The sequence below is a fragment of the Pseudoalteromonas sp. P1-11 genome, from assembly GCF_001399995.1.
In the GTDB taxonomy this organism is placed as follows: Bacteria; Pseudomonadota; Gammaproteobacteria; order Enterobacterales; family Alteromonadaceae; genus Pseudoalteromonas; species Pseudoalteromonas atlantica.
This window is the reverse complement of the sequence record NZ_LJSP01000008.1, coordinates 113231-139223: the sequence shown is the minus strand read 5'-3', so window position 1 is coordinate 139223 and position 25993 is coordinate 113231. Positions and strand designations below refer to the sequence as shown.

The following is a 25993-nucleotide window of genomic DNA, read 5'->3' as shown; positions in this document are numbered from 1 at the left end:
GCGGATAATCTCGCCCCTACATTCTATTCAGCCGTAACAGATGCTGCAGCGTTAACTGCAGCATCTAATTGGCTTAATTTTCTTCCAACTCGATGTTGATACCCAGTGAGCGGATTTCTTTCAACAATACGTTGAACGATTCTGGCATACCTGGTTCCATTTTATGGTTACCATCAACGATGTTTTTATACATCTTAGTACGACCGTTCACGTCATCCGATTTCACTGTTAGCATTTCTTGTAGAGTGTAAGCAGCACCGTAAGCTTCAAGTGCCCATACTTCCATCTCACCAAAACGCTGGCCACCGAACTGTGCTTTACCACCCAGCGGCTGCTGAGTAACAAGGCTATAAGAACCAGTAGAACGTGCGTGCATCTTATCGTCAACCAAGTGGTTAAGTTTAAGCATGTACATGTAACCAACAGTTACTTGACGTTCAAACTGATCGCCAGTACGGCCATCATAGAGTGTAACCTGACCACTTCTTGGGTATCCACCAAGCTCTAGCATGTCTTTGATTTCGTCTTCTTTAGCGCCATCAAATGCAGGAGTAGCGATTGGTAAACCACCTTTTAAGTTATCAGCTAAACGACGAATTTCATCATCAGAGAAGCTAGCAATATCTACTTCTTGACGAGATTCACCGATTTCGTAAGCTTGCTTGATGAATTCACGTAGCTCATGTAGCTCACGTTGTTCCTTCATCATTTCCTCTAAGCGCTCACCAATACCACGTGCAGCTAGACCCATATGTGTTTCAAGGATCTGACCGATGTTCATTCGTGATGGTACACCTAGTGGATTTAGTACGATATCTACCGTACGACCTTTGTCATCGTATGGCATATCTTCTACTGGTACGATAGTCGAGATAACACCTTTGTTACCGTGACGACCCGCCATTTTATCACCCGGTTGGATACGACGTTTAACAGCTAGGTATACTTTAACAATCTTAAGTACGCCTGGTGCTAAGTCATCACCTTGAGTAATTTTACGACGTTTGTTTTCAAACTTCTTATCGTATTCAGCTTTAAGCTCATCGTACTGTGCAGCTAGTTGCTCAAGTTCAGCTTGCTTGTCTTCTTGTGCAAGGCTTTGAGTAAGTAGCTTTTCAGCATTTAGTGACGCTAAGTTGTCTTCATCGAAGCCTGCTGCAGCAAGTAGCTTGCGAGCACGGTCTAATACACCAGCTTCTAGAATACGGAACTCTTCGTTGAAGTCTTTCTTCGCTTCGCGAAGCTGCATGTCTTCAACTTCTAACGCACGCTTATCTTTTTCAACACCATCACGGGTGAAAACTTGTACGTCAATTACAGTACCAGTTACAGAGTTTGGTACACGTAAAGAGCTGTCTTTAACGTCAGACGCTTTTTCGCCGAAGATAGCACGCAGTAGCTTCTCTTCAGGTGTTAATTGCGTCTCGCCTTTCGGAGTCACTTTACCTACTAGGATATCGCCGCCTTTAACTTCAGCACCAATATAAACAACGCCTGATTCATCAAGCTTGCCTAGCGCAGACTCACCCACATTCGGGATATCTGCAGTGATCTCTTCAGGACCTAATTTAGTATCACGGGCAACACACTGTAGTTCTTGAATGTGGATAGTCGTTAGACGATCTTCTTCAACTACGCGCTCTGATAGTAAGATTGAATCCTCGAAGTTATAACCGTTCCATGGCATGAATGCCACGCGAAGGTTTTGACCAAGGGCTAAGTCACCTAAGTCAGTCGAAGGACCATCTGCTAACACGTCACCACGAGTAACCGGTTCACCAACCATGCACGTTGGTTTTTGGTTAATACATGTATTTTGGTTAGAACGTGTGTATTTAGTAAGGTTGTAAATGTCGATGCCCGCTTCACCAGGAATACGCTCATCGTCATGTACGTTTACAACGATGCGGCTAGCATCGGCGTACATTACTTCACCACCACGTTTAGCAACAATCGTTACACCAGAATCTTTCGCTAGTGTTAACTCAATACCTGTACCTACTAACGGCTTATCCGCTTTCAATGTTGGTACTGCTTGACGTTGCATGTTTGAACCCATCAATGCACGGTTAGCATCATCGTGTTCTAGGAACGGGATAAGTGCTGCCGCTACAGAGATCACCTGTTGTGGTGATACATCCATATATTGCTGGTCCATGCGACCCATAAAGGTAGATTCACCTTTGTGACGACACGGAATAAGTTCATCAACAAACTCATTGGTTTCAGTTAAGTTTGAGTTCGCCTGTGCGATAACAAACTGACCTTCTTCAATGGCTGATAAATAATCAACTTCATCAGTTACTACACCATCTACCACTTTACGGTAAGGTGTTTCTAAGAAACCGTAATCATTTGTACGTGCGTACGTAGATAACGAGTTAATTAGACCGATGTTTGGACCCTCAGGAGTCTCGATTGGACATACGCGACCATAGTGAGTTACGTGAACGTCACGTACTTCAAAGCCAGCGCGCTCACGTGTTAGACCGCCCGGACCTAATGCAGAAATACGACGCTTATGCGTTACTTCTGATAGCGGGTTATTTTGGTCCATAAACTGTGATAACTGAGACGAGCCGAAGAACTCTTTAACCGCTGCCGAAATAGGCTTAGCGTTAATAAGATCTTGTGGCATTATCGCGTCAAGGTCACCTAAGCTTAAACGCTCACGTACAGCACGTTCTACACGTACTAGACCAACACGGAATTGGTTCTCAGCCATTTCGCCAACACTACGTATACGACGGTTGCCTAAGTGGTCAATATCATCAACATCGCCTTGACCGTTACGAATAGCAATTAATACTTTCATAACAGACACGATGTCTTCTTTGCTTAATGTGCCAGGGCCTGTGTCTGTATCGTAACCAACACGGCTATTGAACTTCATACGACCTACAGTAGATAAGTCATAACGTTCTTCAGAGAAGAATAAGTTCTCGAATAAGGCTTCAGCCGCGTCTTTCGTCGGTGGCTCGCCTGGGCGCATCATGCGGTAAATTTCTACTAATGCTTCTAAACGGTTGCTAGACGAGTCAATATTTAATGTATTTGACATGTAAGCGCCGCTGTCCACTTCATTGATGTATAACGTCTCAATTTTAGTGTGACCTGCTTTAACCAATTCAGCCATCAACTCTAGTGATAGCTCGTCATTAGCGTTTGCAATAACTTCACCTGTTGACTCATCAACATAGTTTTTAGCTACAATACGGCCAATGATGTACTCATGTGGTACTTCTAATTGATTAATGCCTTTTTTCTCGATGCTCTTGATGTGGCGAGCCGTAATACGACGACCGCTTTCAACAAGTACTTCACCGTCTTCGCCTTTGATATCAAAAGCGGCAGTTTCACCACGTAAACGTGAAGGCACAAGTTCCATAAGAACTTTACCGTCAGTTACTTCAAACGCGGTAGTATCGAAGAACATATCTAAGATTTCTTCGCTAGAGTACTCAAGTGCACGTAAAATAATAGACGCCGGTAATTTACGACGACGGTCTATACGTACATATAAGTTATCTTTTGCATCAAATTCGAAGTCTAACCATGAACCACGGTAAGGTATAACGCGTGCGTTATATAATACTTTACCCGATGAATGGGTTTTACCGCGGTCGTTATCAAAGAATACACCAGGGCTACGGTGTAGCTGAGAAACGATAACACGCTCTGTACCATTGATTACAAAAGTACCGGTATCAGTCATGAGCGGAATTTCGCCCATGTAAACTTCTTGCTCTTTAATGTCTTTAACTGTGCCTGGAGCTTCTTTGTCCATAACTACAAGACGCAGTTTCACGCGAAGTGGAGCAGAATAAGTCACACCGCGAATTTGACATTCTTTTACATCGAATACTGGCTCACCAATACGATAACTTACGTATTGAAGCTCAGAATTTCCCGAGTAGCTTTTAATAGGGAACACAGAACGGAAGGCTGCTTCCAAACCATGATCGCCATCAGCGTCTGGGACTAAGAATTTTTTAAACGATTCTAACTGTGTCGACAGTAAGAAAGGTATATCCAAAACTTGTGGACGTTTACCAAAATCCTTACGGATACGTTTCTTTTCAGAATAAGAGTAAGCCATGGGGTTCCTCAGCTTGCTGATCTTTGACCCGACCTGTTCTTGTAAGAACAGACTTAACTGGCATCTATGCCAAGATTTACAACATTTAATTGTTGTTCTAATTAACTCCGCCTTAGCAACACTAGCAAACTATAAAGCGTTGAAAGTAAAGAGAAAATCAGATTTTATTTGAGCTATAGGAATACATAACTCTATAGCGCAAAAAGGCCGGTGATTAAATAATCACCAGCCCTTGCCTGATTACTCAGGCAGCGAACCTAGCGTGAGCTAGATTACTTAACCTCAACTTCAGCACCAGCTTCAGTAAGGTCTTTTTGAAGTGCTTCAGCTTCTTCTTTAGATACACCTTCTTTGATAGGTGCAGGAGCAGCTTCAACAAGAGCTTTCGCTTCTTTAAGGCCTAGGCCTGTTGCGCTACGTACAGCTTTGATTGCCGCAACCTTGTTAGCGCCAGCGCCAGTAAGGATTACGTCAAATTCAGTTTTCTCTTCAGCAGCTTCAGCAGCAGGACCTGCTACCATAGCAGCTGCAGCAGTTACGCCGAATTTTTCTTCCATTGCTTCAACAAGAGCAACAACGTCCATTACTGACATTTCAGCAATTGCGTCAAGGATTTGGTCTTTAGTTACAGACATTACAAATTTCCTAATAATTAACGGACTCTAGGTCCAAATAAATTTACACCGAAAGAGAGGTTAAACAGCTTAAAATTAAGCAGCTTGCTCTTCTTTCTGTACACGTACTGCTTCAATTGTTTTACACAATTTGCCAGCAGACGCTTCTTTCATAGCGCTCATTAAGCGTGCAACAGCTTCATCGTATGTAGGTAATGTAGCAAGCATTGCTGCATCTACAACATTTCCTTCAAAAGCGGCCGTTTTAACTTCGAATTTCTCATTCTTTTTCGCGAAATCTGCGAAGATACGCGCAGCAGCACCAGGGTGCTCTGATGAGAAAGCGATTAAGCTTGGACCAACTAACGAATCAGATAGACATTCAAATTCAGTACCTTCAACAGCACGTTTTGCTAGAGTGTTACGAACAACTTTCATCCATACACCAGCTTCACGAGCTTCTTTACGAAGGGCTGTAATTGCGCCTACTGCTACACCACGAGAATCTGCAACAACTGCAGAAAGAGCACCATTGGCTGCTTCGTTGACTTCAGCAACAATTGCTTTTTTGCCTTGAAGATTTAAAGCCATGGGTGTTACTCCTGGTCTAATGGGTCACCGACACTCGGCTTCCCTGTTTTACTCTTCCCTATCAACAAACTTGATAGAGATGCTTTTTACGGCGAGAGCCAGAAGAGATTAGGAAAAATCTATCTGGGGATTCACACCGTCTACGTAGGTAATATTAAGGCCGAAGCCGCCTACGGTCTTGGACGGAAGCCCAATTTATCGCATCACTCAAGAGCTTAGCGAAATTATGGACTTCAACCCGAATTCTTTACTTGTTAAATAATAAATTATTCAACAAAATGGCGCAAAATTATAGTACAAATTTCACGCCATGTAAACACCTATTAAGCTACAGAAGTGCTTAAAGTGTTTTGGTCAACAGCAACACCTGCGCCCATTGTTGTAGAGATGGTTACTTTCTTAACGTAAACACCTTTAGCTTGAGAAGGTTTAGCCTTCTTAAGCGCAACGATTAGAGCTTCAAGGTTTTGTTGAAGTTGCTCAGCAGTGAAATCAACCTTACCGATAGTAGTATGGATGATACCATTTTTGTCATTACGGTAACGTACTTGACCTGCTTTCGCATTTTTAACTGCTTCTGCAACGTTAGGCGTTACAGTACCAGTTTTAGGGTTAGGCATAAGACCACGTGGACCTAAGATTTGACCTAGTTGACCAACAACACGCATAGCGTCTGGTGATGCAACAACAACGTCAAAATCCATCTCGCCTTTCTTAACTAGTTCAGCAAGATCTTCCATGCCTACTAATTCAGCACCGGCTTCTTTTGCAGCTTCTGCATTAGCGCCTTGAGTGAATACAGCAACACGAACATCACGGCCAGTACCGTTAGGTAGTACAGTTGCACCACGAACGTTCTGGTCAGATTTACGAGCGTCAATACCAAGGTTAACAGCAACGTCAACACTTTCTACGAATTTAGCTGTCGCTAACTCTTTTAAAAGCGCAACTGCTTCATTGATTTCGTAATCTTTAGTTACTTCCACTTTTTCGCGGATAGTACGCATACGTTTAGTTAATTTAGCCATTTCTTAGTCCTCTACGTTCAAGCCCATCGCACGCGCAGAACCTGCGATAGTGCGAACCGCAGCGTCCATATCAGCCGCTGTAAGGTCAGCTCGTTTTGTCTCAACGATCTCTTCAAGTTGAGCACGAGTTACTGTGCCTACTTTTTCAGTGTTAGGACGGCCTGAGCCTGATTTGATACCAGCAGCTTTCTTAAGTAAGTAAGCAGCAGGTGGCGTTTTCATATCGAACGTAAATGAACGGTCACCGTAAACAGAGATCACTACAGGAACTGGAGCGCCTTTTTCGATAGACTCTGTACGCGCGTTAAACGCTTTACAGAATTCCATGATGTTTACACCGTGTTGACCTAGTGCAGGACCTACTGGAGGACTAGGATTAGCCATACCAGCGGCAACTTGTAGCTTGATTAAAGCTTCAACTTTTTTAGCCATTATAAATACCTCATTTGGTGGGTCTTAGCCTTGTGCGCGCGAGGACGCGTACTCTAACGGCTTCCCAGTTTAAAAATTGGTTTCGTACTTTTTGCGAGCAAAAATAAATTTTTGCCTTAATACAAAAAGGCCGCTGATTATAAGTTAATCAGCGGCCTTTTTCAAGCTTCGTGCCAAAATTTAAGTAAATAATGGCGAAGCTTTTTTAATCAATTACTTATCTTGTTCAACTTGACCAAATTCAAGTTCAACCGGTGTAGAACGACCAAAAATAAGTACCGACACTTTCACGCGGCTCTTTTCGTAGTCAACTTCTTCAACAACACCGCTAAAGTCAGCAAATGGACCATCAGTAACACGCACAACTTCACCTGGCTCAAATAATGTAGCTGGTTTAGGTGCTTCAGCGTTTTCTTGAAGACGGTTAAGAATGCGTTCTGCTTCTTTAGAACTAATAGGCGCTGGGCGGTCAGAAGTACCACCAATAAAGCCCATTACACGTTCAGTGCTGTTCACTAAGTGCCAGCTTGCATCGTTCATGTCCATTTGTACTAGTACGTAACCTGGGAAGAATTTACGCTCAGATTTACGCTTTTGACCGGCGCGCATCTCAACAACTTCTTCTGTTGGTACTAATATTTCACCAAAGCTCTCTTCAAGACCTTCAATTTTAATGTGCTCTGATAACGTTTGCGCTACACGCTTTTCGTAACCAGAGAATGCTTGTACAACGTACCAGCGTAATTTAATTTCTTTGTTCTCATCCGACATGGGATCAGATCTCCAATCCAGTTAAAAAGCCTACAGCGCGGAATAAAATGCCATCTAATCCCCAAAGGATAAGCGCCATAATCACTGTTGCAACCATTACGATTAATGTCGTGTGGGTAGTTTCTTGACGCGTTGGCCAAACAACTTTACGTACTTCAATGCGTGCTTCTTTAGCAAATGCTAAAAAGTCACGGCCTTTAGCGGTTTGCGAGGCAATACCTAAACCTGCTGCTATAGCAACCACAACGCCAATTGCACGTAGTAATACAGACTGATCTGCAAACATGTGATTACCAACAACTGCGCCTGCAAGTAGCGCGATTGCTACTAACCACTTTACCGACTCCATCGCACTTGATGGTGTTTCTACATTCGTGCTCATAATATTATTACCTTAACTACAGACACAACAACCCTACACAACGGCAGGGTTAATCCATTAAAATCTAAACTTAAAAACAGACTTATTTAAACCGATTTTTAACCCCAGACTTACTCAACTTATGAGTAAAAATGTCGGTTTTGGAGACCGCTGTTCTACCAATTGGAACTACGCCCCTGCAAAGTGGATGCCTATTATACTTACGCAAATCATTAACACAAGCCTAAAAGATACCCACATTGCAAAATCTCGATAAACTATTAAGTCCTTAATAATAAAAAGGCTTAATTAGCCCCTTTTACTAGCGGCACGCCATTATTACCAACTGGAATATAAACCGTTGTATGGTTTGGCGACTCAGCCATTTTTGCCTGCGCGTTTATAGCCTCATGTTGTAAATAATTTGCAGTAAGCGTTGCGTTAATTATTTTTTGGGCTTGGGCAATACCTTTTGCTTCTTCCACTCTTATTTCAGCATCTTTGCGTGCTATTTCTTTTTGTGTTTCTTTCTCTGCTAGTAACTGCTGCGCGGCAAGCTTTTTCTCTACAGCATTTGCGACAATGGCTGGGTAATTAATATCTCCCACTACTACATTTGCTAATTTAAAGGGCGTTGATGATAAATAAGTTTGTAAACGCAAACTAACTTCTTGCGCTATTTGTTCGCGGTTTGTTTTCAGCTCACCACTGTCGTACTTTTGCACAATGTCACGCACATAGGTCTAAACGTTTCACGCACAAAGCGTTTATACCAGTTCTCAGCGCCATACTCTTCTACAACTGTTTTTACCGAGCCACTTTGAATCCCTATTACTGCATGAAAATCAAATTTTATATTTAAATCATCATTAGCAAGAATTCTGAATGTTTCGGTATACGTATTGGGGCGCATATCAATGTTTACCACTTCATTACGAAGTAAAGAAACACCATAGTTAGCCGGTCCTTTCATGGTGCCTTGATAGCCCCCTTCGCCAAATATTCTTGGTTTTTCGTACACATACCCTTCTTCACCTGCAGGCGTGCTTGGGTTAGTACATGCAGTTAAGCCAAACCCTACAACACCGGCCAAAATGGCACCTTTAACAAGGTTATTGACCAGGTTTTGCATCCCTGAATTTCTTGGTTTCATTATATGTCCTTGGTTATTTTTCTAATACTTTATATACATCACTTAGTAAGCTTGATGCGCCAAACCTAAATGTAGCGGCTTGTAAGTAGTCATCGCCCATAATTGAGCGTGTCAGTACTAAATACTCCTTTGCATCAATAACGGTTTTAACTCCGCCTGCGGCTTTAAAACCAACAACCTTACCCGATTGTTTAATAGCGCTGAGCATCACGTTTGTTGCGTCAAGCGTTGCATTTATTGCCACTTTACCTGTGCTGGTTTTTACAAAATCAGCCCCGCCTTGAATAGCTAAGTTTGTAGCTTTAGTGATTAGCTCTGCAGTTTTAAGTTCGCCACTTTCTATAATTACTTTTAATTGCGCTTTTGTACCACAGGCTTTTTTACTTTGAGTTACATACTCCAGCACTTTGCTGTGCTCACCAGCAATAAGTGCTTTATACGGGATCACTAAATCTATTTCATCCGCGCCGCGCTCAATTGCTATCAGTGTTTCGTTTATCACATCGCTCAGTGGCGCATCACCACTAGGAAAATTTGTAACCGTTGCTACTTTTACATGGTTAAGCTCACACGCAGCCAGTGCTATTTTTGCATCATCTACAAAATCACTGTAAACGCATACTGCAGCAGGCGTGCCCAACTTAGGGTTAATACTATTTACAAGCTGCTGAATATCACTGGTCGTGTCTGAGGTGTTTAGGCTTGTTAAATCCATAAGCGACACAGCTAAGTGTGCATCGTTGTGTTGTTCAGTCATACGTAATCCCTTTAAGTAGGCGATAAATTAGGTTTAGCGTCATAGTAACAAATTAACGTAATCTCGCTATAGCTCATAACCAAACACTATAAGCACATTATTTTGCGTGTAATGCGCGTTAATCCCCTATAGATTAAGGCTTAAACCTAAAACAACCACCCATTATAACTTTTGGTTATATAAACTTGGTTTTAATTATTTTTTACTTACTAGTGCGCGCTATATTCTGCCCCCTGCTCAATAGCGTTTTATTTTAGATTTTACTTAGAGGTGTTAACCACGTGCAGTATTTACCTATCTTTACCAAACTCGACAACAAACCCGTGCTGGTTGTTGGCGGTGGAGAGGTCGCATTACGCAAATGTCGCGCGTTTTTAAAAGCCCGCGCAAATGTAACCTTAGTGGCACCTTGGTTTTGTGATGAACTAAAAGAACATGCACAAAACAATGAAGTAACGCTTATTGATGCCTATTTTGATGAGTCGCACCTTGATGGCAAAATGCTGGTTATAGCAGCCACAGACTTAGACGAAGTAAACAACAATGTATTTGAGCTAGCAAACGCACGCAATGTATTTGTAAATGTGGTTGATGACCAACCTAAATGTACGTTTATATTCCCATCAATTGTAGACCGTGATCCAATAACCATAGCTATTTCAAGTGCAGGCACCGCGCCAGTACTTGCTCGGCGACTACGTGAAAAGCTTGAAACGTTAATCCCACAACACATTGGCCCACTGGCTACTTTAGTTGGCAGTTTTAGAGACAAAGTAAAACAGCGCTTTAAGCACTTTGCCGATCGTCGCCAATTTTGGGAAGGCGTGTTTGATTCATCAGTCGTAAGCAAAGTGCAAACAGGTAATACCGATGCAGCACAAGCACAACTAGATCAAATGCTTGATGCCAAAGCCGAGCCAGAAGGCGAAGTGTATGTAGTGGGTGCAGGCCCAGGCGACCCTGAGCTTTTAACACTTAAAGCATTGCAGTTAATGCAGCAAGCCGATGTCGTTGTATACGACTATTTAGTGTCTGATGAAATTATGGAATTAGTACGCCGTGATGCCGATTTAGTTTGCGTAGGCAAGCGTATGGGCAATCACAGTGTAGCGCAAGAAGATACCAACCAAATGCTGGTTGATTTTGCCAAGCAAGGCAAAAAAGTATGTCGCATTAAAGGCGGCGACCCATTTATTTACGGACGTGGTGGCGAAGAAGTACAAGTACTGGCTGCCAATAATGTTAATTATCAAATAGTACCGGGTATAACTGCCGCCGCTGGTTGTAGCGCGTATGCGGGTATTCCGCTTACTCACCGCGACCACGCACAAGCCATCCAGTTTGTAACAGGGCATTGTAAAAAAGATGGCCAGGAGCTCGATTGGCAATCGCTTGCTAAAGCGCATCAAACTTTAGCTATTTATATGGGCGTTATTAAATCGCCACATATACAGGCTCAGCTTTTAAAACATGGCCGCAGCGCTAATACGCCAGTTGCCATAATCGAAAACGGCACGCGTAAAAACCAGCGTGTTGTTACGGGGCAATTAGGTGAGCTTGCAGATTTAATAGAGCGCAACAGTGTGGTATCGCCAGCATTACTTATTATTGGCGAAGTAGCCGCCCTGCACTCGCAGCTTGCATGGTTTGGCCAAAACGAGCAAACCAGTAGCTTTGCTCAGCCGCTGACCGGCGTATCAAATACATAATTATATTTTACTTAATCACTTTTAATCATTTTAGTAGGACGACTAACAATGGCTTTAACTCACCTTCAGCAACTTGAAGCTGAAAGTATCAAAATCATGCGCGAAGTCGCCGCTGAGTTTGAGAACCCAGTAATGCTTTACTCTATTGGTAAAGATTCATCGGTACTTTTGCACTTAGCGCGTAAAGCATTTTACCCTGCAAAAATTCCGTTTCCGTTATTACACGTAGACACCAACTGGAAGTTTCGTGAAATGATTGAGTTTCGCGATCGCCTTGCAAAAGAATACGGTTTTGACCTGCTGGTACACAAAAACCCAGAAGGCATGGCAATGGGTATTAGCCCGTTTGAGCATGGCTCGGGTAAACATACCGACATAATGAAAACCCAAGGCTTAAAGCAAGCGCTAGATAAATACGGCTTTGATGCTGCATTTGGTGGCGCACGCCGCGATGAAGAAAAGTCTCGCGCTAAAGAGCGTGTTTACTCGTTCCGCGATAAACACCACCGCTGGGACCCTAAAAACCAACGTCCAGAGCTTTGGAATACTTACAACAGCCAAGTTAACCCAGGTGAGAGCATCCGTGTATTCCCACTGTCTAACTGGACTGAGCTTGATATTTGGCAATACATTTACCAAGAAAACATTGAAATGGTTCCGCTTTATTTAGCGAAAGAGCGCCCAGTAGTAGAGCGCGACGGCACCTTAATTATGGTCGACGATGAGCGCATGCCACTTGCTGAGGGTGAAGTACCTCAAATGAAGTCGGTACGTTTTCGTACTTTAGGCTGTTACCCACTTACCGGTGCAGTTGAATCTACAGCCAGTAACCTAACAGAAATTATTGAAGAAATGCTGCTATCTACGTCATCTGAACGTGAAGGCCGTGTAATAGATCACGACTCAGCAGGCTCAATGGAGAAGAAAAAACGTGAGGGGTATTTCTAATGTCTACCAATACTAACGACACCATTAACGAAGTAAAAGAGATTGGCATAGACGCCTACCTAGCACGCCAACAAGATAAAAGCTTATTGCGTATGCTTACCTGTGGCAGCGTAGATGACGGTAAATCAACACTGATTGGCCGCCTACTGCACGACAGCCACCAAATTTATGAAGATCAGCTAGCAGCTCTTCATAAAGATAACGAAAAAGTAGGTAACGCAGGCGAAGAGCTAGACTTAGCGCTACTGGTAGATGGCCTACAAGCTGAGCGCGAGCAAGGCATTACTATTGATGTAGCGTACCGTTATTTTTCAACGGCTAAGCGTAAATTTATTATTGCCGACACCCCAGGGCATGAGCAATACACACGCAACATGGTAACAGGCGCATCAACAAGCGATGTAGCCATTATTTTGGTTGATGCTCGCTACGGTGTGCAAGTACAAACTAAGCGACATAGCTTTATTTGTGACTCACTAGGTATTAAACAGTTTGTGGTAGCGATTAATAAAATGGATATCGTTGATTTTGACGAAACCGTTTATGAAAAAATCAAAGCCGACTACCTTAAATTTGCTGAGCAACTTAACGTATCAAACATTAAGTTTGTGCCTATGTCGGCGCTTAAAGGCGACAACGTAGTAACACGCTCTGCTCATACGCCTTATTACACCGACAAGCCATTGCTTGAGCTTTTAGAAGACTCACCAGCGGCCGAAACCGATACCGGCTTTGAAGCACGCTTGCCAGTGCAATATGTAGTGCGCCCTAACTTAAACTTCCGTGGTTTTCAGGGCACATTGGCATCAGGTAAATTACAAGTTGGCGATGCAATAAAAGTATTACCGTCGGGTAAAACATCAAGCATTAAAGAAATTGTGACCTTTAATGGCAACCTAGATCACGCAGAGGCCGGCCAAGCAATTACCGTTACCCTAAATAGCGAAATTGATATTAGCCGCGGCGATGTCATTGTGCCGCAAAGCTCAAGTGCAACGGTTACTAACCTTATACAAGCTAAACTTGTGTGGATGCACGAAGAGCCGCTGGTACTAGGTAAAAGCTACAATATTAAACTAGGTAGCAAAAATACATCAGCCGTGGTTAAAAAGATTGACCACACTATTGATGTAAACACTTTAGAGCACGGCACAGCCGATTCACTTCAGCTAAATGAAATTGCCATTGTCACGCTTGAACTAAGCGAAACAATATTAGCTGATGAGTATCACAACAACCACGAAACTGGCTCATTTATTCTTATCGACCGTTTATCTAACTTAACGGTTGCCGCAGGTATGATTGAGCAAGTACTAAAAAGCGAAAAACAAAACAGCGATTTCAGCGACTTTGAAATTGAGTTTAATAGCTTAGTACGCAAGCACTTCCCACATTGGCAAGCGCTTGATATTTCAAAACTGTAAGTATAAAAATGTCTGTTAGGAATATAAAAGCATGGTAGAGCAGCTCGTTTTAACAGGCATTATGCTTACCTTAGTTGGGTGCCTTTTTGGCACCCGCATTAATCCAGCATGGTTATTTGTAAGTGCTATTGGTACGGGTTATTTAACAGGCCTGATTGACCTTGAAAGCATGTTAGTAAACTACGCAAACCCGTCGCTCATTACCCTAGTATTATTAGTGCTGGTTTCAATCGCTATTGAAAAAACCACACTCATACAACAGCTTTCCCAATCGTTATCTAAAGGAAGCTTAGTAAAGTCGGTAACAAAGCTTGGTTTATCAACCGCGTTTTTATCGTCATTTACTAACAATACCGCGGTTGTGGCATCGCTTATCACCGCCATAAAAGACAACCCAAATCATTCACCCTCAAAGCTACTATTACCGCTGTCGTACACCGCTATATTAGGTGGCACCATTACACTTATTGGTACATCAACCAATTTAATAGTGAACGGTTTTGCCGTAGATGCAGGTATGGCGCCACTGGGCTTTTTTGATTTTACCTTAGTGGGCATTGGCGCATTAAGTGTGGGCCTCATTACTATTTTAGTGATGCTCAAATACCTGCCCGACAACGGCAAAAACACACAAGAGGTTATTCCCTTTTACTTAGAGGGAAAAGTGCAGGCAGGCTCTAAACTTATTGGCCGCACCGTAGAAGAAAACGGCCTACGCGATTTAAAAGATTTATTCCTCGCCGAAATTATTCGTGGCGATGAGCGTATATACGCAGTAACACCTCAGCAAATTATTAGACAAAACGACGTACTGCTGTTTGTTGGCGATATTAAATCGGTGCCCTTATTAAGACGCTTTGACGGATTAAAAGTGGTGCACGACAACCACGAAAAAGACATAGAACACTTAGTTGAAGTGGTTGTAAGCCAATCATCAAAGTTTATCGGCAAAACCGTAAAAGAGGCGCGTTTTAGAGAGCAGTTTCATGCCGCTGTTATTGCCATTCGCCGAGGGCATGACCGCTTACAAGGCGGCCTTGGGCAAGTGCAATTGCAAGCCGGCGACTCCTTAATACTCGCTCCCGGTAAAAACTTTTACTCTTTACCTAATTTAAACCGCGAATTTGTGTATATATCGGGGTTTGACTTACAAACACATCTAAAACCTAAACAATCTAATATTGTATTGGCAGGCTTTGCCGCCGTGTTAGGGTTAAGCATTGTAGGTATAGTTCCTTTAGTAAAAGGCCTTCTGGTGTTACTCATTGGCTTATTGCTTAGCGGTACAGTTAAACTGAGCGAAGTAAAACGTCGCTTCCCCATTGAGCTACTCGCCGTTGTAGGCAGTGCCATAGGGCTTGCTAAATTAATGATAGAAACCGGGCTTGCCGGGCAAATATCAGATGCCCTATTTATGGTACTAGGTGATTTTGGCCCTTATGGCGCGTTTATCGCCATATTTTTAATGACCGTATTATTCACCGAGCTTATTACTAATAATGCCGCAGCAGCGCTTTCATTCCCTGTGGCTTACTCGTTAGCAGTGGGTTTTAATGTAGACCCTCTGCCCTTTATTATGGCGGTAGCGTTTGGTGCATCAGCCAGTTTTATATCGCCGTTTGGGTATCAAACAAACCTTATGGTTTACAGCGCGGGTAACTACCGCTTAAAAGATTACATAACAATGGGCTTGCCCCTTTCTATTATTTATTCAATCACGGTATTAACCTTGATCCCGCTCGTATTTCCTTTTTAATACGGGCGCTTACAGTACAAGAGACACACCACTATGGATGAAAATATTGTTTGGCATAACTACGCAACCACAAAAGCACAGCGTAGTGAGCAAAAAAAGCATAAACCGGCCATTTTATGGTTTACCGGTTTTTCTGGCTCTGGCAAAAGCACCGTAGCCAACGCACTAGAAGCTGCGCTTAATCAGCAAGGTGCGCACACTTACCTGCTTGATGGCGACAACGTGCGTCACGGCTTATGTAAAGACCTTGGCTTTAGCGACGAAGACCGCATCGAAAACATACGCCGCGTTGGCGAAACCGCTAAACTAATGACCGATGCCGGCCTATTAGTGCTTACCGCGTTTATCTCGCCATTTAGAGCAGAGCGCGACATGGTGCGCAACCTAGTAGATGACGGCGAGTTTATTGAAGTATTTATCGATACCCCGCTTGATGTATGCGAAAGCCGCGACCCTAAAGGCTTATACAAAAAAGCCCGCGCAGGTGAGATTAAACACTTTACCGGTATCGACTCAAGCTACGAAGTACCCAACAACCCAGAAATAATTTTAGATACCAGTAAAAACACCCTAGACCAATCGGTTACACAACTGATAACGTATCTAAAACAAAAGCATATTATAGGTTAACCCCAATGAACCAAACCGAGCTACTAGAAGAAACCCTCATCCTTGCCCGCAAAGCAGGCCAAGCCATAATGGGGATTTACGAAAAGGACTTTAACGTTGAATACAAAGCCGATGAAAGCCCAGTAACCGACGCCGACTTAGCAGCTCATAAAGTCATTGTGACAGGGCTAAAACAGCTCACACCCGACACACCTATACTTAGCGAAGAAAGCGCTGATATAAGCTGGGACATTCGTCAAACATGGAAAAGCTACTGGTTAGTAGACCCAATCGACGGCACTAAAGAGTTTATTAAAAAGAACGGCGAATTTACCGTAAATATAGCCCTAATCGAAAACGGCAAACCTGTGCTTGCTGTCGTTGATGCGCCCGCGCTTGGCGTATCGTACTTAGCCAGTAACGACATTGGCGCGTTTAAAGATAAAGGCGATGAGCGCATCGAGCTTAAAGTAACCACCAAACCTAATAAAGGGTTAATCCGCGTGGTTGGCAGCCGCTCACACCCATCACCCGATTTAGCCGAGTTTGTAAAACGCTTTGACGACGTTGAAATGGTCTCAAAAGGCAGCTCACTAAAATTATGTTTAGTGGCCGAAGGCAGCGCCGATATTTACCCGCGCTTAGGCCCAACCTGTGAGTGGGATACGGGTGCTGGCCATGCTATTGCTGAAATAGCCGGCGCTAAAGTAACCAAGCTCGATGGCAGCCCGCTTATTTATAACACCAAAGATGAGTATTTGAATCCGTATTTTATTGTTTCGGCTTTAGAGGGATAAGAGCAGTTTTGAGTGGTTAGCTATCAGTTGTCAGCAAGATAAGTGATAGCTTTAGCTCTGTATATTATCAATAGATGACCACTCCTAATCTGTTAACTAAAACGCCTTTTAAGGTTTATAAATAAAGAACTTAAAGAAAAAATAAAGGCAGTCAGTATGGATAAAAAGAAGGTTATTGTTTTATTGTTTGGCATTTTATGGTTTGTGTTAGGAGCTACTTTTTTCATAGGTTTTGAGTCAGTAGAAAAGCTGTTGTTCTGCGTGTTAGTATTTTTCTTCTGTTATAGATATATCTATGCATTTATATTAAAAATAAGTATTTATACACCGTATACCGGTGAGGAAATTCCTCCTACTGAAGGTAATTTAATAAAGCGGCTCTTTATGCTGATTATAGGCATCGGTGCGTGCACCTATTTTACTTTCTTTATTTCTTAAAAAGCATATTAGCCCAAAAGCCTGAACAACCCCTAAAAGAAAAGGTTATATTATCACTTGGTATGTTTATAACGTTGCTGTGTTTCAGTACGCTTTATCAATTGGTAGACAAGTTTTTTAGTGCGAAATAGCGAGGATGGTTAACGGGTACTACACATCGAGGAGACCATTGCCTAGTATAAAGCGCTTGTTGTATGCTTTAGTTAGCAGGCTTATTTCTGTATCTACGCAACTTTCTTAATAAGTGTTCAGGATCTTCGTCTGAGCCTTTAGCTCTCAAATATTCTTCGGCTACTTCATATTGCGAACGTTTTTTCTTTTCATTACTAATAGCTTCCATAGATAACGTCATCTCTAAAAATTTAACGTCTTGCTTTTTTGCTTCTCGCCCAGAAAAGTTTCCAATGCCTTTAATAGGCTTTCCATAAAATGATTCTTCAAGATCAACTTTACCAGCTTGTAGCATATACACTTCATAAATCTCTGATATTTTGAGAAGTAATTCAGGTGGTGGGTAAATCCCAAGCTCCATGAAATATGCAAGTTTACCAAGTGGATCTTCCGACACTAAAGGGCGGTCTCTTTCTAAATTTAACTCACTATAAAAGTGCTTATTAAGGTACTCCCACGCCTCCTCTAATTCATTAATGGTTTGCTCATTAATATCTAGGTATTTACTCTTCATAACAGCCCCTTAAAATATTACGGTAAAAATAAGCGCAGCAATTATGCTACCTAAAATATTTAAAGCTAATATACCACTTGGTTTCTTGTGCCACTTTATAGAATTATTGCTCATACTATTACCCCTTAATTAGTTAGGAAATAATTATTAACGAAGTCATTACAATAAGTAAGGACACTCAAGCTTTTAGATATCCGTTGCCACATCTACTCACTAAAATCTAAAACACTATAACTAAAATAAAGTAAGAATTTAGAGGAGCAATGGCGTGTTGGGTTTCGCTTCGCTCTACCCAACCTACAACTGTGCTGGTTAAGGTATTTGTTTATTTTTACAGCGCTGTTTCGTATTCATGACACTTTTGGTGCAACGGCGTCTAATTAATTAGTCTACAAACCCCCTCAAAACATGAAACTTTTAGCTAAAAACTATATTCTTGCGCGCGATTATTATTTAAATAATGGATGAGCACACACATGACACCATCACAAGATGCAACGCTTTCAAATGCATCAACAACAGGTGAACACACACCTACTTCTAAATGGAACCTGCACGATACGCAGTGGACGTTAAGCCTTTTTGGTACCGCCGTTGGCGCGGGCATTTTATTTTTACCTATTAACATTGGTATAGGTGGTTTTTGGCCGCTTATTATTATGGCGTGTTTAGCCTTTCCAATGACCTTTTTAGCACACCGTGGCTTAGCCCGCTTTGTGTTGTCGTCTAAAAACAAAGATTCAGATTTTACTGATGTTGTTGAAGAGCACTTTGGTGTAACGGCGGGTAGATTAATCTCTTTATTATACTTTTTATCTATATTCCCCATTTTGCTTATTTACGGCGTAGGCTTAACCAATACCGTTGACAGCTTTATGGTTAACCAAATGGGCCTTGAGTCACCTTCTCGCGTGTTACTTTCGGGTGTATTGGTTGCCGGTATGATTAGCCTAATGATGGGCGGCGAGCGCTTAATGCTGCGTGCCTTTGCTATTTTGGTGTATCCGCTTGTAGGTATTTTATTTTGCTTATCGCTCTATTTAATCCCTAGCTGGCAAATGCCTGATATGAGCCTACCTGAGGCGGGCAGCTTTACTAAAACGCTGTGGTTATCTATTCCTATTATTGTGTTTTCGTTTAGCCATGCGGCGGCTATTTCAAGCTTTGTGAACGTGCAGCGTGGGCATTATGGCAATCAGGCCACTAATAAGGCTGAGGCTATTTTAAAACGCACTAGCTTACTACTTATTGTATTTGTACTGCTGTTTGTATTTTCGTGCGTGCTTTCGCTTACTAGTGAGCAAATGGCTGCCGCTAAAGCGGCTAACGTATCGATTTTATCTTACCTTGCTAATATCACCAGTAACTCGTATATCGCGACCCTTGGGCCGCTGGTTGCCTTTATTGCGATTACGTCATCGTTTTTAGGGCACTTTTTAGGTGCACGCGAAAGCTTTACCGGTTTGGTGACTAAGCAAACAAGCTTAAGTGCAAAAGTAGCCGACAAAATTGGCGTACTCATTATGTTTTTTGCTATTTGGTTTTGTGCGGTTAAAAACCCAAGCATTTTAGACATGATGGATCAGCTCTCTGGCCCTATCATTGCGATGATTTTATTTATTATGCCAATGATTGCCGTATACAAAGTGCCTGCGCTGAGTAAATACCGCAACCGTTTAAGTACCTTGTTTGTACTTGCTGTGGGCTCACTGGCCGTATGTGCGCTTATTTACAGCATGCTTAATTAAGCGAGTTGCTTTAAATACCCTCACAAAAAATGGCGCTCACTGAGCGCCATTTTTAATACAACTAAATTGCTTTTAAACTAATTTATTCTGCGTCTGGTAGGTTACGACCGTAGAATATTTCTTGCATTTCGCGGGTTAGTTTAGAGCGAATTTCTTCTTCTTCCTCATCCGACAGCTCATCAGTAGATAGGCCGAACAGGTAAGTGTTTAAGTCGGTTTCTTTTAACATCATTTTGGTGTGGAACAGGTTTTCTTGATACACGTTCACGTCCATCATTTGGTACGCTTCTTTGGTATCTTCTGTCATGAAGTTTTGAATCGAGTTAATTGCATGGTCAATGTAGTGTTTAACCCCGTTTACGTCACGGGTAAAACCACGTACGCGGTAGTCAATGGTTACTACGTCTGACTCAAGGCTATGAATTAAGAAGTTTAACGCTTTAAGTGGCGAAATAATGCCACAGGTAGATACTTCAATATCAGCACGGAATGTACAAATACCATCATCAGGGTGCGCTTCTGGGTAGGTATGTACACAAATGTGGCTTTTATCTAGGTGCGCAACAACAGAATCTGGTAATGGACCTGGCGCTTCGTCAGCATCGTAATTTTGCTGCTCTTCTACCGGCTCTTCCGAAACCAAAATAGTCACACTTGCGCCTTGTGGTTCATAATCTTGGCGCGCCACATTTAAAATGTTAGCACCAATAATATCAACAACATCACCTAGTATGTCGGTTAGTCTATCTGCACTGTACTGCTCGTCGATATATTCAATGTATTCTTTACGTTGTTGCTCGGTCTTTGCGTAGCAAATGTCGTAAATACTAAAGCTTAAACTTTTGGTTAAATTATTAAAGCCATGAAGTTTAAGTTTATCGAAGGGTTTGTTCATGATAAACCAACCTATAAATTAGTGAAATCTGCACCTGCAGAATGAAAAGTTCGCGGATTTTATACGAATTTTCCTCACGGAAAAAGCGTTATTTTACCTGTTCTTGCACAACTTCGTGGCTGTGGGTAATTTCTACTGTTTTATCAAGCATTAAAGCAACAGAACAATACTTTTCAGCAGAGAGCGAAACCGCGCGCGCTAGGTGTTTTTCCGAGACATTATTGCCTGTAACAACAAAGTGTAAATTAATTTTAGTAAATACACGAGGTGCTGTTTCGGCGCGCTCTGAGCTTAGTTGTACTTGCACATCAGAAAAATCTTGCTTGGCTTTTTTTAAAATACTTACAACATCTACCGACGAGCAACAACCTACCGACATAAGTACCATTTCCATTGGACTTGGTGCAGCGCTGTCGCTACCGGCATCAAAAACTACATTGTGATTAGAATTAGAACGGCCAATAAAGGTGTCGCCTTCAACCCATTTTACATTTGCTTGCATGTGTTTATCTCTAAAAAAATTTTGTTGATTGTATAACAATCTGCAACGATACGTGAGCGCTGAGATTAAATTTAGTGGTGTTATTAATAAGGCGAGAAGTAATAGGAGCGCAGTTATTAGGTCATACTGCGCTGTGTTAACGGGTAACGTTAAGAGGTTTGTGTTACCGCGTTATCAAATAAGTTTTTAATAAGCCCAGCAAACTCATCTATAAATGCGTGTTGTTCAACCGTAACAGGTTGTGAGGTTATGCTGCTTAGTACTTCTTGTAAGTCGTAAACAATACCGTCTACCTCGCGCACTATTTGGCTGCGTTGTTCGGTATTAAGATTGGTATGTTGTTCACAAATTAGCATAACGTTATGCGCTATTACGTCTTCTATGAGTTCCATAACGGTAGGGGCACCGGGTTTGATTTCGCCTGGCTTCTCAAATAACGCTAAATTTTGAGTTAGATACATGATCAAGTCATCGTACCCTTGCCTGTCTAAAACCATTGTGATTTTCACCTTTGAATAACTAATTGCATAGATTTAAGCAGAAAGCGCCACTAATTACTAGCTTTGCGCGATACCAATACAAAAAAAGCAGCCTAAGCTGCTTTTCTCATTCTTTATAACTACAAATAGAACAGTAATTAATCTATTTTTAAGCCTGGGCTTAGTGTTGCTGGCATCGTTACTTTTTCAAGTTCTACCGATGCTACAGGGTATGCACAGTAGTCGGCTGCATAATATGCGCTTGCTCTGTGATTTCCTGATGCGCCAATTCCACCAAATGGGGCTGCACTTGATGCACCTGTAATTGGGCGGTTCCAGTTAACAATACCGGCACGAATACGACGTAAAAAGTGATTGTAGTCGGCTTCGCTGTCGCTTAATAAACCTGCTGATAAACCAAAGCTGGTATCGTTTGCTTTATCAATTGCGTGGTCAAAGTCATCAAAGCGGAACACTTTTAATAATGGGCCAAAGTGCTCTTCATCTGGGAAGTCGCTAATCGCTGAACACTCAATAATACCCGGTGTTACAAAACCAGTATTGGCTGTGTGCTCAAGCTCTACTAGTACTTCACCGCCAAGCTCAACAAGCTCGTTTTGTGCTTTTACCATTCCTGCTGCAGCCGCAGATGAGATCATAGAGCCCATAAATGGCTGATCTTCATCATCGTAGTTGCCTACTTTAATGGCTTTAGTTGCAGTGATAAGGCGCGCTAAAATATCATCGCCTTGTTGGCCTTTAGGTAAAAATACTTTACGAGCACACGTACAACGTTGGCCGCTTGAAATAAACGCCGATTGAATAATATCGTGTACCGCGGCTTTAGTATCTGCCACATCTTTAATAATCAGTGGGTTATTGCCACCCATTTCAAGCGCTAAAATTTTACCCGGTTGACCTGCAAACTGCTCATGTAAAATATGACCAGTACGCGAAGAACCTGTAAAGAATAAACCATCTATGCCTTTATGCGCAGCAAGGGCTTTACCTGTTTCTACTTCACCTTGAACAAGGTTAATTACACCGGCAGGTAAACCGGCTTTTTCCCATAGTTTAAGCGTAAGCTCAGCCACCATTGGCGTAAGCTCTGATGGCTTAAATACCACGGTGTTACCGGCTAAAAGCGCTGGCACAATGTGGCCATTAGGTAAGTGCCCAGGGAAGTTATATGGGCCAAATACGGCAACTACACCATGTGGTTTATGACGGATCATCGCACGCCCTACTGGCATAGCGTTTTCAACGTCGCCGGTGCGCTCTAAAAATGCTTTTTCAGAAATGGCAATTTTACCTACCATTGCGCCCGCTTCTGTACGCGTTTCCCACAGTGGCTTGCCGGTTTCTTGGGCAATCGCTACAGCAAGTTCTTCGCTGTGCTCTTTAAGTGTTGCAGCAAAGGTTTTAACTATCTCTAGGCGCTCGTTAAAGCTTTTATCTGCCCAGCTGTAAAATGCTTCGCGCGCCGAATTTACCGCGCTATCTACTTGCTCTGCAGTCGCTGAAGATGCCTGCCAAATAACGTCGTTATTTGCAGGGTTTACTGAGTTAAATGCGTTGCCTTGGCCTTGTGACCACTGACCATTAATAAATTGTGCAGGATGAGTCATTATACTTTCTCCTTAATTAAACTGGGGTTGCGCTTACGGTGTCGCCCGATTGTAGCTGTAGGGCATCGGCTATTTGTTGCGATAAAATAAGGCTGCTTGCACGCTCATCAAAGCTAAGCGCTGCAACCGTTGCACGGTAATCTTCTAACTTGCCGTTAGCAAGCAGTACCATGGTATCGCCCGATGCTTCGCCTATTTCTACTTTAAAGTCTTTCGCATTACGAATAGTGGCAATGTTATCTACTTTTGCTTCTACTGTAGGGCCCGCATCAAAAATATCGACGTAACCGTTGAAGGTAAATCCTTCATTTTTTAATAGCTCAATAGCTGGGCGTGTGTTGTCGTGTACTTTACCAATCACCGCTTGAGCGTCTTTGCTCAGCAAGTTTACGTAAATTGGGTACTTTGGCATTAGTTCAGCAATAAACACTTTTTGGCCTATACCTGTTAGGTAATCGGCGGTAGGAAAGTCCATTGAGAAAAAGTGCTCTTCTAGCCACTGCCAAAACGGGCTGCTGCCGTTTTCGTCAGACACGCCGCGCATTTCTGCTATTACTGTTTGTGCAAAACGCTGCTCATGTTGTTTTATAAACATAAAGCGCGCTTTTGAAAGAAGTTTACCGTTACAGTTTTTACGATAGCCATCTTTCAAAAATAAGGTACATAGTTCTGTCGCGCCGGTGTAGTCGTTACATAGGGTTAAAATATCAACCGCTTTGTATACATCTAACGTGCGTGATGAGTGAATTACTTTACTTAAGTGGTAATGATAAAACGCATCATCAAGCCCTACTGCAGCTTCAATAGCTGAAGTACCGACTACTTCACCGGTTTCGGTATCTTCAAGAACAAACAGGTAGCCTTCGTCACCAGGTTGTGACGTTTGTTTAGCAAATGAACTTACAGAATGGTCAATTTTCTTTTGCAGTAACTCTTCGTTTAACGGCAAAGATGTAAAACCATGACCCGATTCGTGGGCAATTTTTAATAACGCTGCGTAATCATTTTGCTGGATTGGGCGAAGGATCATCATGAGTCCGCTTGCTCCTTTATCAATAACGGTAAATAGAATATGCAGGGCAAGCAGGCTTGCCCTTAATAAGGTGGTTTAACGCGCTTAAGCGTTTACTACGCTTGCTACTGCTTTTTCAAAACGCGCCATACCTTCGCGAATATCCGCTTCGGTGATTACTAACGATGGCGTAAAGCGTACTACATCAGCACCCGCTACAAGCGACATAAGCCCTTGCTCGGTAGCTGCTACTAAAAACTCTTTAGCACGGCCTTTGTATTGCTCGTTAACGGCTGCACCAATTAATAAACCTTGGCCACGAATTTCGCTAAACACGTTGTATTTTTCGTTTACCGCGTTAAGAAGCTCGTTAAATAATGCTGCTTTTTCTTTTACGCCCGCCAGTACTTCAGGGGTATTTACAGTATCAAATGCGGCTTCGGCTACTGCACACGCCAGTGGATTACCACCGTAAGTAGAACCATGAGTCCCTACTTTTAAGTGCTGTGCAATCTCAGTAGTAGTTAGCATAGCGCCAATAGGGAAACCGCCGCCAAGAGCTTTAGCTGACGTTAAAATATCAGGCACTACGTTTAGACCTTGGTATGCGTATAGCTCACCAGTACGGCCAACACCTGTTTGTACTTCATCAAAAATAAGCAGTGCATTGTGTTTAGTACATAGCTCACGAACGCCTTGTGCAAATTCGTCAGATGGCGAAATAATACCGCCCTCACCTTGCAGTGGCTCCATCATTACGGCACATGTTTTGTCGCTAATTAGCGCTTCAAATGCAGCTAGGTCATTGTAATCACAATGTACGATGTCGCCTGGCTTAGGACCAAAACCATCTGAGTATGCAGCTTGCCCGCCAACAGTTACGGTAAAGAACGTACGACCGTGAAAGCCTTTGTTAAATGAGATAATTTGTGATTTTTCAGCACCAAATTTATCAAGTGCAAAACGACGAGCTAATTTAAGCGCAGCTTCGTTTGCTTCTGCGCCTGAGTTTGCAAAGTAAACTTTTTCAGCAAAGGTCGCATCGACCATTTTTTTAGCTAAACGCAGCGCAGGCTCGTTAGTCATTACGTTTGATAGGTGCCAAATTTTTTCGCCTTGCTCTTTTAATGCACCTACTAATGCAGGATGGCAATGGCCAAGACAGTTAACAGCAATACCACCGGCAAAGTCGATAAATTCTTTACCTTGTTGATCCCATACGCGAGAGCCTTCGCCTCGAACAGGAATAACGCTTGAAGGCGCGTAGTTAGGAACCATTACGTGATCAAATAATTCGCGATTGACTGTCATTTTTTTTCCTCTTAATTGTGAGCAACACAAAACATCAAAATAGGTGTTTGGTTATAAATGTAACCAAGATATTTACGCACTAAATAGCAAAAGGTTGAGCGTAAAACTGCCTTGTGGTTCAATTTTCAGGCGCTCATTATTTCAGATATTTGTGGTGCTGTCTCGTTAAAAACTTTCATGCAGGCCTTTAAAATAAAGGCCTTGGGATATTATTTCATAGATAGTGAATAACTATCTGCATAGAAA

23 protein-coding genes and 1 pseudogene are annotated in these 25993 nt (G+C 42.4%); 8 read left to right on the top strand and 16 right to left on the bottom strand.

All coding sequences use genetic code 11. The features are described from left to right. Window positions 1–73 precede the first annotated feature (73 nt). From rpoB to deoC, 9 genes and pseudogenes are all read right to left on the bottom strand, one after another. A complete protein-coding gene (gene rpoB, locus AN390_RS14455; protein ID WP_004588209.1) occupies window positions 74–4099 on the bottom strand; it encodes a DNA-directed RNA polymerase subunit beta in 4026 nt (1341 codons plus the stop codon). A gap of 272 nt (window positions 4100–4371) precedes the next feature. Next, a complete protein-coding gene (gene rplL / locus AN390_RS14450) occupies window positions 4372–4734 on the bottom strand; it encodes a 50S ribosomal protein L7/L12 (protein ID WP_004588208.1) in 363 nt (120 codons plus the stop codon). 75 nt (window positions 4735–4809) lie between these two features. Continuing rightward, entirely contained in the window at window positions 4810–5304 is a 495-nt protein-coding gene (gene rplJ, locus AN390_RS14445) for a 50S ribosomal protein L10 (protein WP_024032046.1), read from the bottom strand. Window positions 5305–5627: 323 nt separating this feature from the next. Next, complete coding sequence (rplA, locus tag AN390_RS14440) at window positions 5628–6332, bottom strand: 50S ribosomal protein L1 (protein WP_004588206.1); 705 nt, start codon at window positions 6330–6332, stop codon at window positions 5628–5630. Window positions 6333–6335: 3 nt separating this feature from the next. Further along, the gene (rplK, locus tag AN390_RS14435) at window positions 6336–6764 is read right to left on the bottom strand and encodes a 50S ribosomal protein L11 (RefSeq protein WP_004588205.1); all 429 of its coding nucleotides are present in this window, start codon (window positions 6762–6764) and stop codon (window positions 6336–6338) included. Between the two features lie 213 nt (window positions 6765–6977). Beyond that, entirely contained in the window at window positions 6978–7535 is a 558-nt protein-coding gene (gene nusG, locus AN390_RS14430; RefSeq protein WP_024032045.1) for a transcription termination/antitermination protein NusG, read from the bottom strand. 4 nt (window positions 7536–7539) lie between these two features. Next, a complete protein-coding gene (secE, locus tag AN390_RS14425) occupies window positions 7540–7917 on the bottom strand; it encodes a preprotein translocase subunit SecE (RefSeq protein ID WP_004588203.1) in 378 nt (125 codons plus the stop codon). 284 nt (window positions 7918–8201) lie between these two features. After that, a pseudogene (locus AN390_RS19960) lies at window positions 8202–9049 on the bottom strand (SPFH domain-containing protein). Window positions 9050–9062: 13 nt separating this feature from the next. After that, on the bottom strand, window positions 9063–9806 hold the full coding sequence (gene deoC, locus AN390_RS14415) for a deoxyribose-phosphate aldolase (RefSeq protein ID WP_055255189.1): 744 nt from the start codon (window positions 9804–9806) through the stop codon (window positions 9063–9065). A 281-nt stretch (window positions 9807–10087) separates the two neighbouring features. On the opposite strand from deoC, the gene cysG reads away from it, so the two are divergent. The 7 genes from cysG to AN390_RS14380 all read left to right on the top strand — a co-directional run bounded on the left by cysG (window position 10088) and on the right by AN390_RS14380 (window position 17487). Further along, window positions 10088–11515, top strand: a complete 1428-nt coding sequence (gene cysG / locus AN390_RS14410; protein WP_055255188.1) for a siroheme synthase CysG — start codon at window positions 10088–10090, stop codon at window positions 11513–11515. 48 nt (window positions 11516–11563) lie between these two features. Continuing rightward, window positions 11564–12463, top strand: coding sequence for a sulfate adenylyltransferase subunit CysD (gene cysD / locus AN390_RS14405; RefSeq protein WP_004588199.1), 900 nt, complete (start codon window positions 11564–11566; stop codon window positions 12461–12463). Further along, the gene (gene cysN / locus AN390_RS14400; protein WP_024032042.1) at window positions 12463–13887 is read left to right on the top strand and encodes a sulfate adenylyltransferase subunit CysN; all 1425 of its coding nucleotides are present in this window, start codon (window positions 12463–12465) and stop codon (window positions 13885–13887) included. Before cysD ends, cysN begins: the two co-directional genes overlap by 1 nt. Before the next feature lie 31 nt (window positions 13888–13918). Beyond that, the gene (locus AN390_RS14395) at window positions 13919–15643 is read left to right on the top strand and encodes an SLC13 family permease (RefSeq protein WP_004588197.1); all 1725 of its coding nucleotides are present in this window, start codon (window positions 13919–13921) and stop codon (window positions 15641–15643) included. 33 nt (window positions 15644–15676) lie between these two features. Beyond that, window positions 15677–16273 (top strand): adenylyl-sulfate kinase, encoded by a 597-nt coding sequence (cysC, locus tag AN390_RS14390; RefSeq protein WP_055255187.1) that lies wholly within the window; start codon window positions 15677–15679, stop codon window positions 16271–16273. A gap of 5 nt (window positions 16274–16278) precedes the next feature. Beyond that, the gene (gene cysQ, locus AN390_RS14385; RefSeq protein WP_029774142.1) at window positions 16279–17049 is read left to right on the top strand and encodes a 3'(2'),5'-bisphosphate nucleotidase CysQ; all 771 of its coding nucleotides are present in this window, start codon (window positions 16279–16281) and stop codon (window positions 17047–17049) included. Between the two features lie 156 nt (window positions 17050–17205). After that, complete coding sequence (locus tag AN390_RS14380) at window positions 17206–17487, top strand: hypothetical protein (protein WP_029774141.1); 282 nt, start codon at window positions 17206–17208, stop codon at window positions 17485–17487. Window positions 17488–17686: 199 nt separating this feature from the next. Here AN390_RS14380 and AN390_RS14375 read toward each other — a convergent pair whose 3' ends face one another. Continuing rightward, window positions 17687–18172, bottom strand: a complete 486-nt coding sequence (locus AN390_RS14375; protein ID WP_055255186.1) for a hypothetical protein — start codon at window positions 18170–18172, stop codon at window positions 17687–17689. Between the two features lie 476 nt (window positions 18173–18648). On the opposite strand from AN390_RS14375, the gene AN390_RS14370 reads away from it, so the two are divergent. After that, window positions 18649–19920: an aromatic amino acid transport family protein gene (locus AN390_RS14370; protein ID WP_004588194.1), complete on the top strand. Its 1272-nt coding sequence runs from the start codon at window positions 18649–18651 to the stop codon at window positions 19918–19920. An 82-nt stretch (window positions 19921–20002) separates the two neighbouring features. Here the strand turns inward: AN390_RS14370 and speD are convergent, their stop codons facing one another. The 6 genes from speD to AN390_RS14340 all read right to left on the bottom strand — a co-directional run bounded on the left by speD (window position 20003) and on the right by AN390_RS14340 (window position 25747). Beyond that, complete coding sequence (gene speD, locus AN390_RS14365; RefSeq protein ID WP_004588193.1) at window positions 20003–20815, bottom strand: adenosylmethionine decarboxylase; 813 nt, start codon at window positions 20813–20815, stop codon at window positions 20003–20005. Window positions 20816–20903: 88 nt separating this feature from the next. Further along, window positions 20904–21317, bottom strand: a complete 414-nt coding sequence (locus tag AN390_RS14360) for an OsmC family protein (protein ID WP_004588192.1) — start codon at window positions 21315–21317, stop codon at window positions 20904–20906. A 149-nt stretch (window positions 21318–21466) separates the two neighbouring features. Then, window positions 21467–21814, bottom strand: coding sequence for a DUF3802 family protein (locus AN390_RS14355; RefSeq protein ID WP_004588191.1), 348 nt, complete (start codon window positions 21812–21814; stop codon window positions 21467–21469). A gap of 140 nt (window positions 21815–21954) precedes the next feature. Then, a complete protein-coding gene (gene astD, locus AN390_RS14350) occupies window positions 21955–23424 on the bottom strand; it encodes a succinylglutamate-semialdehyde dehydrogenase (RefSeq protein ID WP_029774138.1) in 1470 nt (489 codons plus the stop codon). A gap of 16 nt (window positions 23425–23440) precedes the next feature. After that, entirely contained in the window at window positions 23441–24457 is a 1017-nt protein-coding gene (astA, locus tag AN390_RS14345) for an arginine N-succinyltransferase (RefSeq protein WP_004588189.1), read from the bottom strand. A gap of 84 nt (window positions 24458–24541) precedes the next feature. Then, entirely contained in the window at window positions 24542–25747 is a 1206-nt protein-coding gene (locus tag AN390_RS14340; protein ID WP_055255185.1) for an aspartate aminotransferase family protein, read from the bottom strand. Window positions 25748–25993 lie beyond the last annotated feature (246 nt).

What these genes read in the sequence shown, in the direction of transcription:
- rpoB (WP_004588209.1), bottom strand. Translation starts at nt 4,099, where the DNA reads ATGGCTTACTCTTATTCTGAAAAGAAACGTATCCGTAAGGATTTTGGT.
- rplL (WP_004588208.1), bottom strand. Translation starts at nt 4,734, where the DNA reads ATGTCTGTAACTAAAGACCAAATCCTTGACGCAATTGCTGAAATGTCA.
- rplJ (WP_024032046.1), bottom strand. Translation starts at nt 5,304, where the DNA reads ATGGCTTTAAATCTTCAAGGCAAAAAAGCAATTGTTGCTGAAGTCAAC.
- rplA (WP_004588206.1), bottom strand. Translation starts at nt 6,332, where the DNA reads ATGGCTAAATTAACTAAACGTATGCGTACTATCCGCGAAAAAGTGGAA.
- rplK (WP_004588205.1), bottom strand. Translation starts at nt 6,764, where the DNA reads ATGGCTAAAAAAGTTGAAGCTTTAATCAAGCTACAAGTTGCCGCTGGT.
- nusG (WP_024032045.1), bottom strand. Translation starts at nt 7,535, where the DNA reads ATGTCGGATGAGAACAAAGAAATTAAATTACGCTGGTACGTTGTACAA.
- secE (WP_004588203.1), bottom strand. Translation starts at nt 7,917, where the DNA reads ATGAGCACGAATGTAGAAACACCATCAAGTGCGATGGAGTCGGTAAAG.
- deoC (WP_055255189.1), bottom strand. Translation starts at nt 9,806, where the DNA reads ATGACTGAACAACACAACGATGCACACTTAGCTGTGTCGCTTATGGAT.
- cysD (WP_004588199.1), top strand. Translation starts at nt 11,564, where the DNA reads ATGGCTTTAACTCACCTTCAGCAACTTGAAGCTGAAAGTATCAAAATC.
- cysN (WP_024032042.1), top strand. Translation starts at nt 12,463, where the DNA reads ATGTCTACCAATACTAACGACACCATTAACGAAGTAAAAGAGATTGGC.
- AN390_RS14395 (WP_004588197.1), top strand. Translation starts at nt 13,919, where the DNA reads ATGGTAGAGCAGCTCGTTTTAACAGGCATTATGCTTACCTTAGTTGGG.
- cysC (WP_055255187.1), top strand. Translation starts at nt 15,677, where the DNA reads ATGGATGAAAATATTGTTTGGCATAACTACGCAACCACAAAAGCACAG.
- cysQ (WP_029774142.1), top strand. Translation starts at nt 16,279, where the DNA reads ATGAACCAAACCGAGCTACTAGAAGAAACCCTCATCCTTGCCCGCAAA.
- AN390_RS14380 (WP_029774141.1), top strand. Translation starts at nt 17,206, where the DNA reads ATGGATAAAAAGAAGGTTATTGTTTTATTGTTTGGCATTTTATGGTTT.
- AN390_RS14375 (WP_055255186.1), bottom strand. Translation starts at nt 18,172, where the DNA reads ATGAAGAGTAAATACCTAGATATTAATGAGCAAACCATTAATGAATTA.
- AN390_RS14370 (WP_004588194.1), top strand. Translation starts at nt 18,649, where the DNA reads ATGACACCATCACAAGATGCAACGCTTTCAAATGCATCAACAACAGGT.
- speD (WP_004588193.1), bottom strand. Translation starts at nt 20,815, where the DNA reads ATGAACAAACCCTTCGATAAACTTAAACTTCATGGCTTTAATAATTTA.
- AN390_RS14360 (WP_004588192.1), bottom strand. Translation starts at nt 21,317, where the DNA reads ATGCAAGCAAATGTAAAATGGGTTGAAGGCGACACCTTTATTGGCCGT.
- AN390_RS14355 (WP_004588191.1), bottom strand. Translation starts at nt 21,814, where the DNA reads ATGGTTTTAGACAGGCAAGGGTACGATGACTTGATCATGTATCTAACT.
- astD (WP_029774138.1), bottom strand. Translation starts at nt 23,424, where the DNA reads ATGACTCATCCTGCACAATTTATTAATGGTCAGTGGTCACAAGGCCAA.
- astA (WP_004588189.1), bottom strand. Translation starts at nt 24,457, where the DNA reads ATGATGATCCTTCGCCCAATCCAGCAAAATGATTACGCAGCGTTATTA.
- AN390_RS14340 (WP_055255185.1), bottom strand. Translation starts at nt 25,747, where the DNA reads ATGACAGTCAATCGCGAATTATTTGATCACGTAATGGTTCCTAACTAC.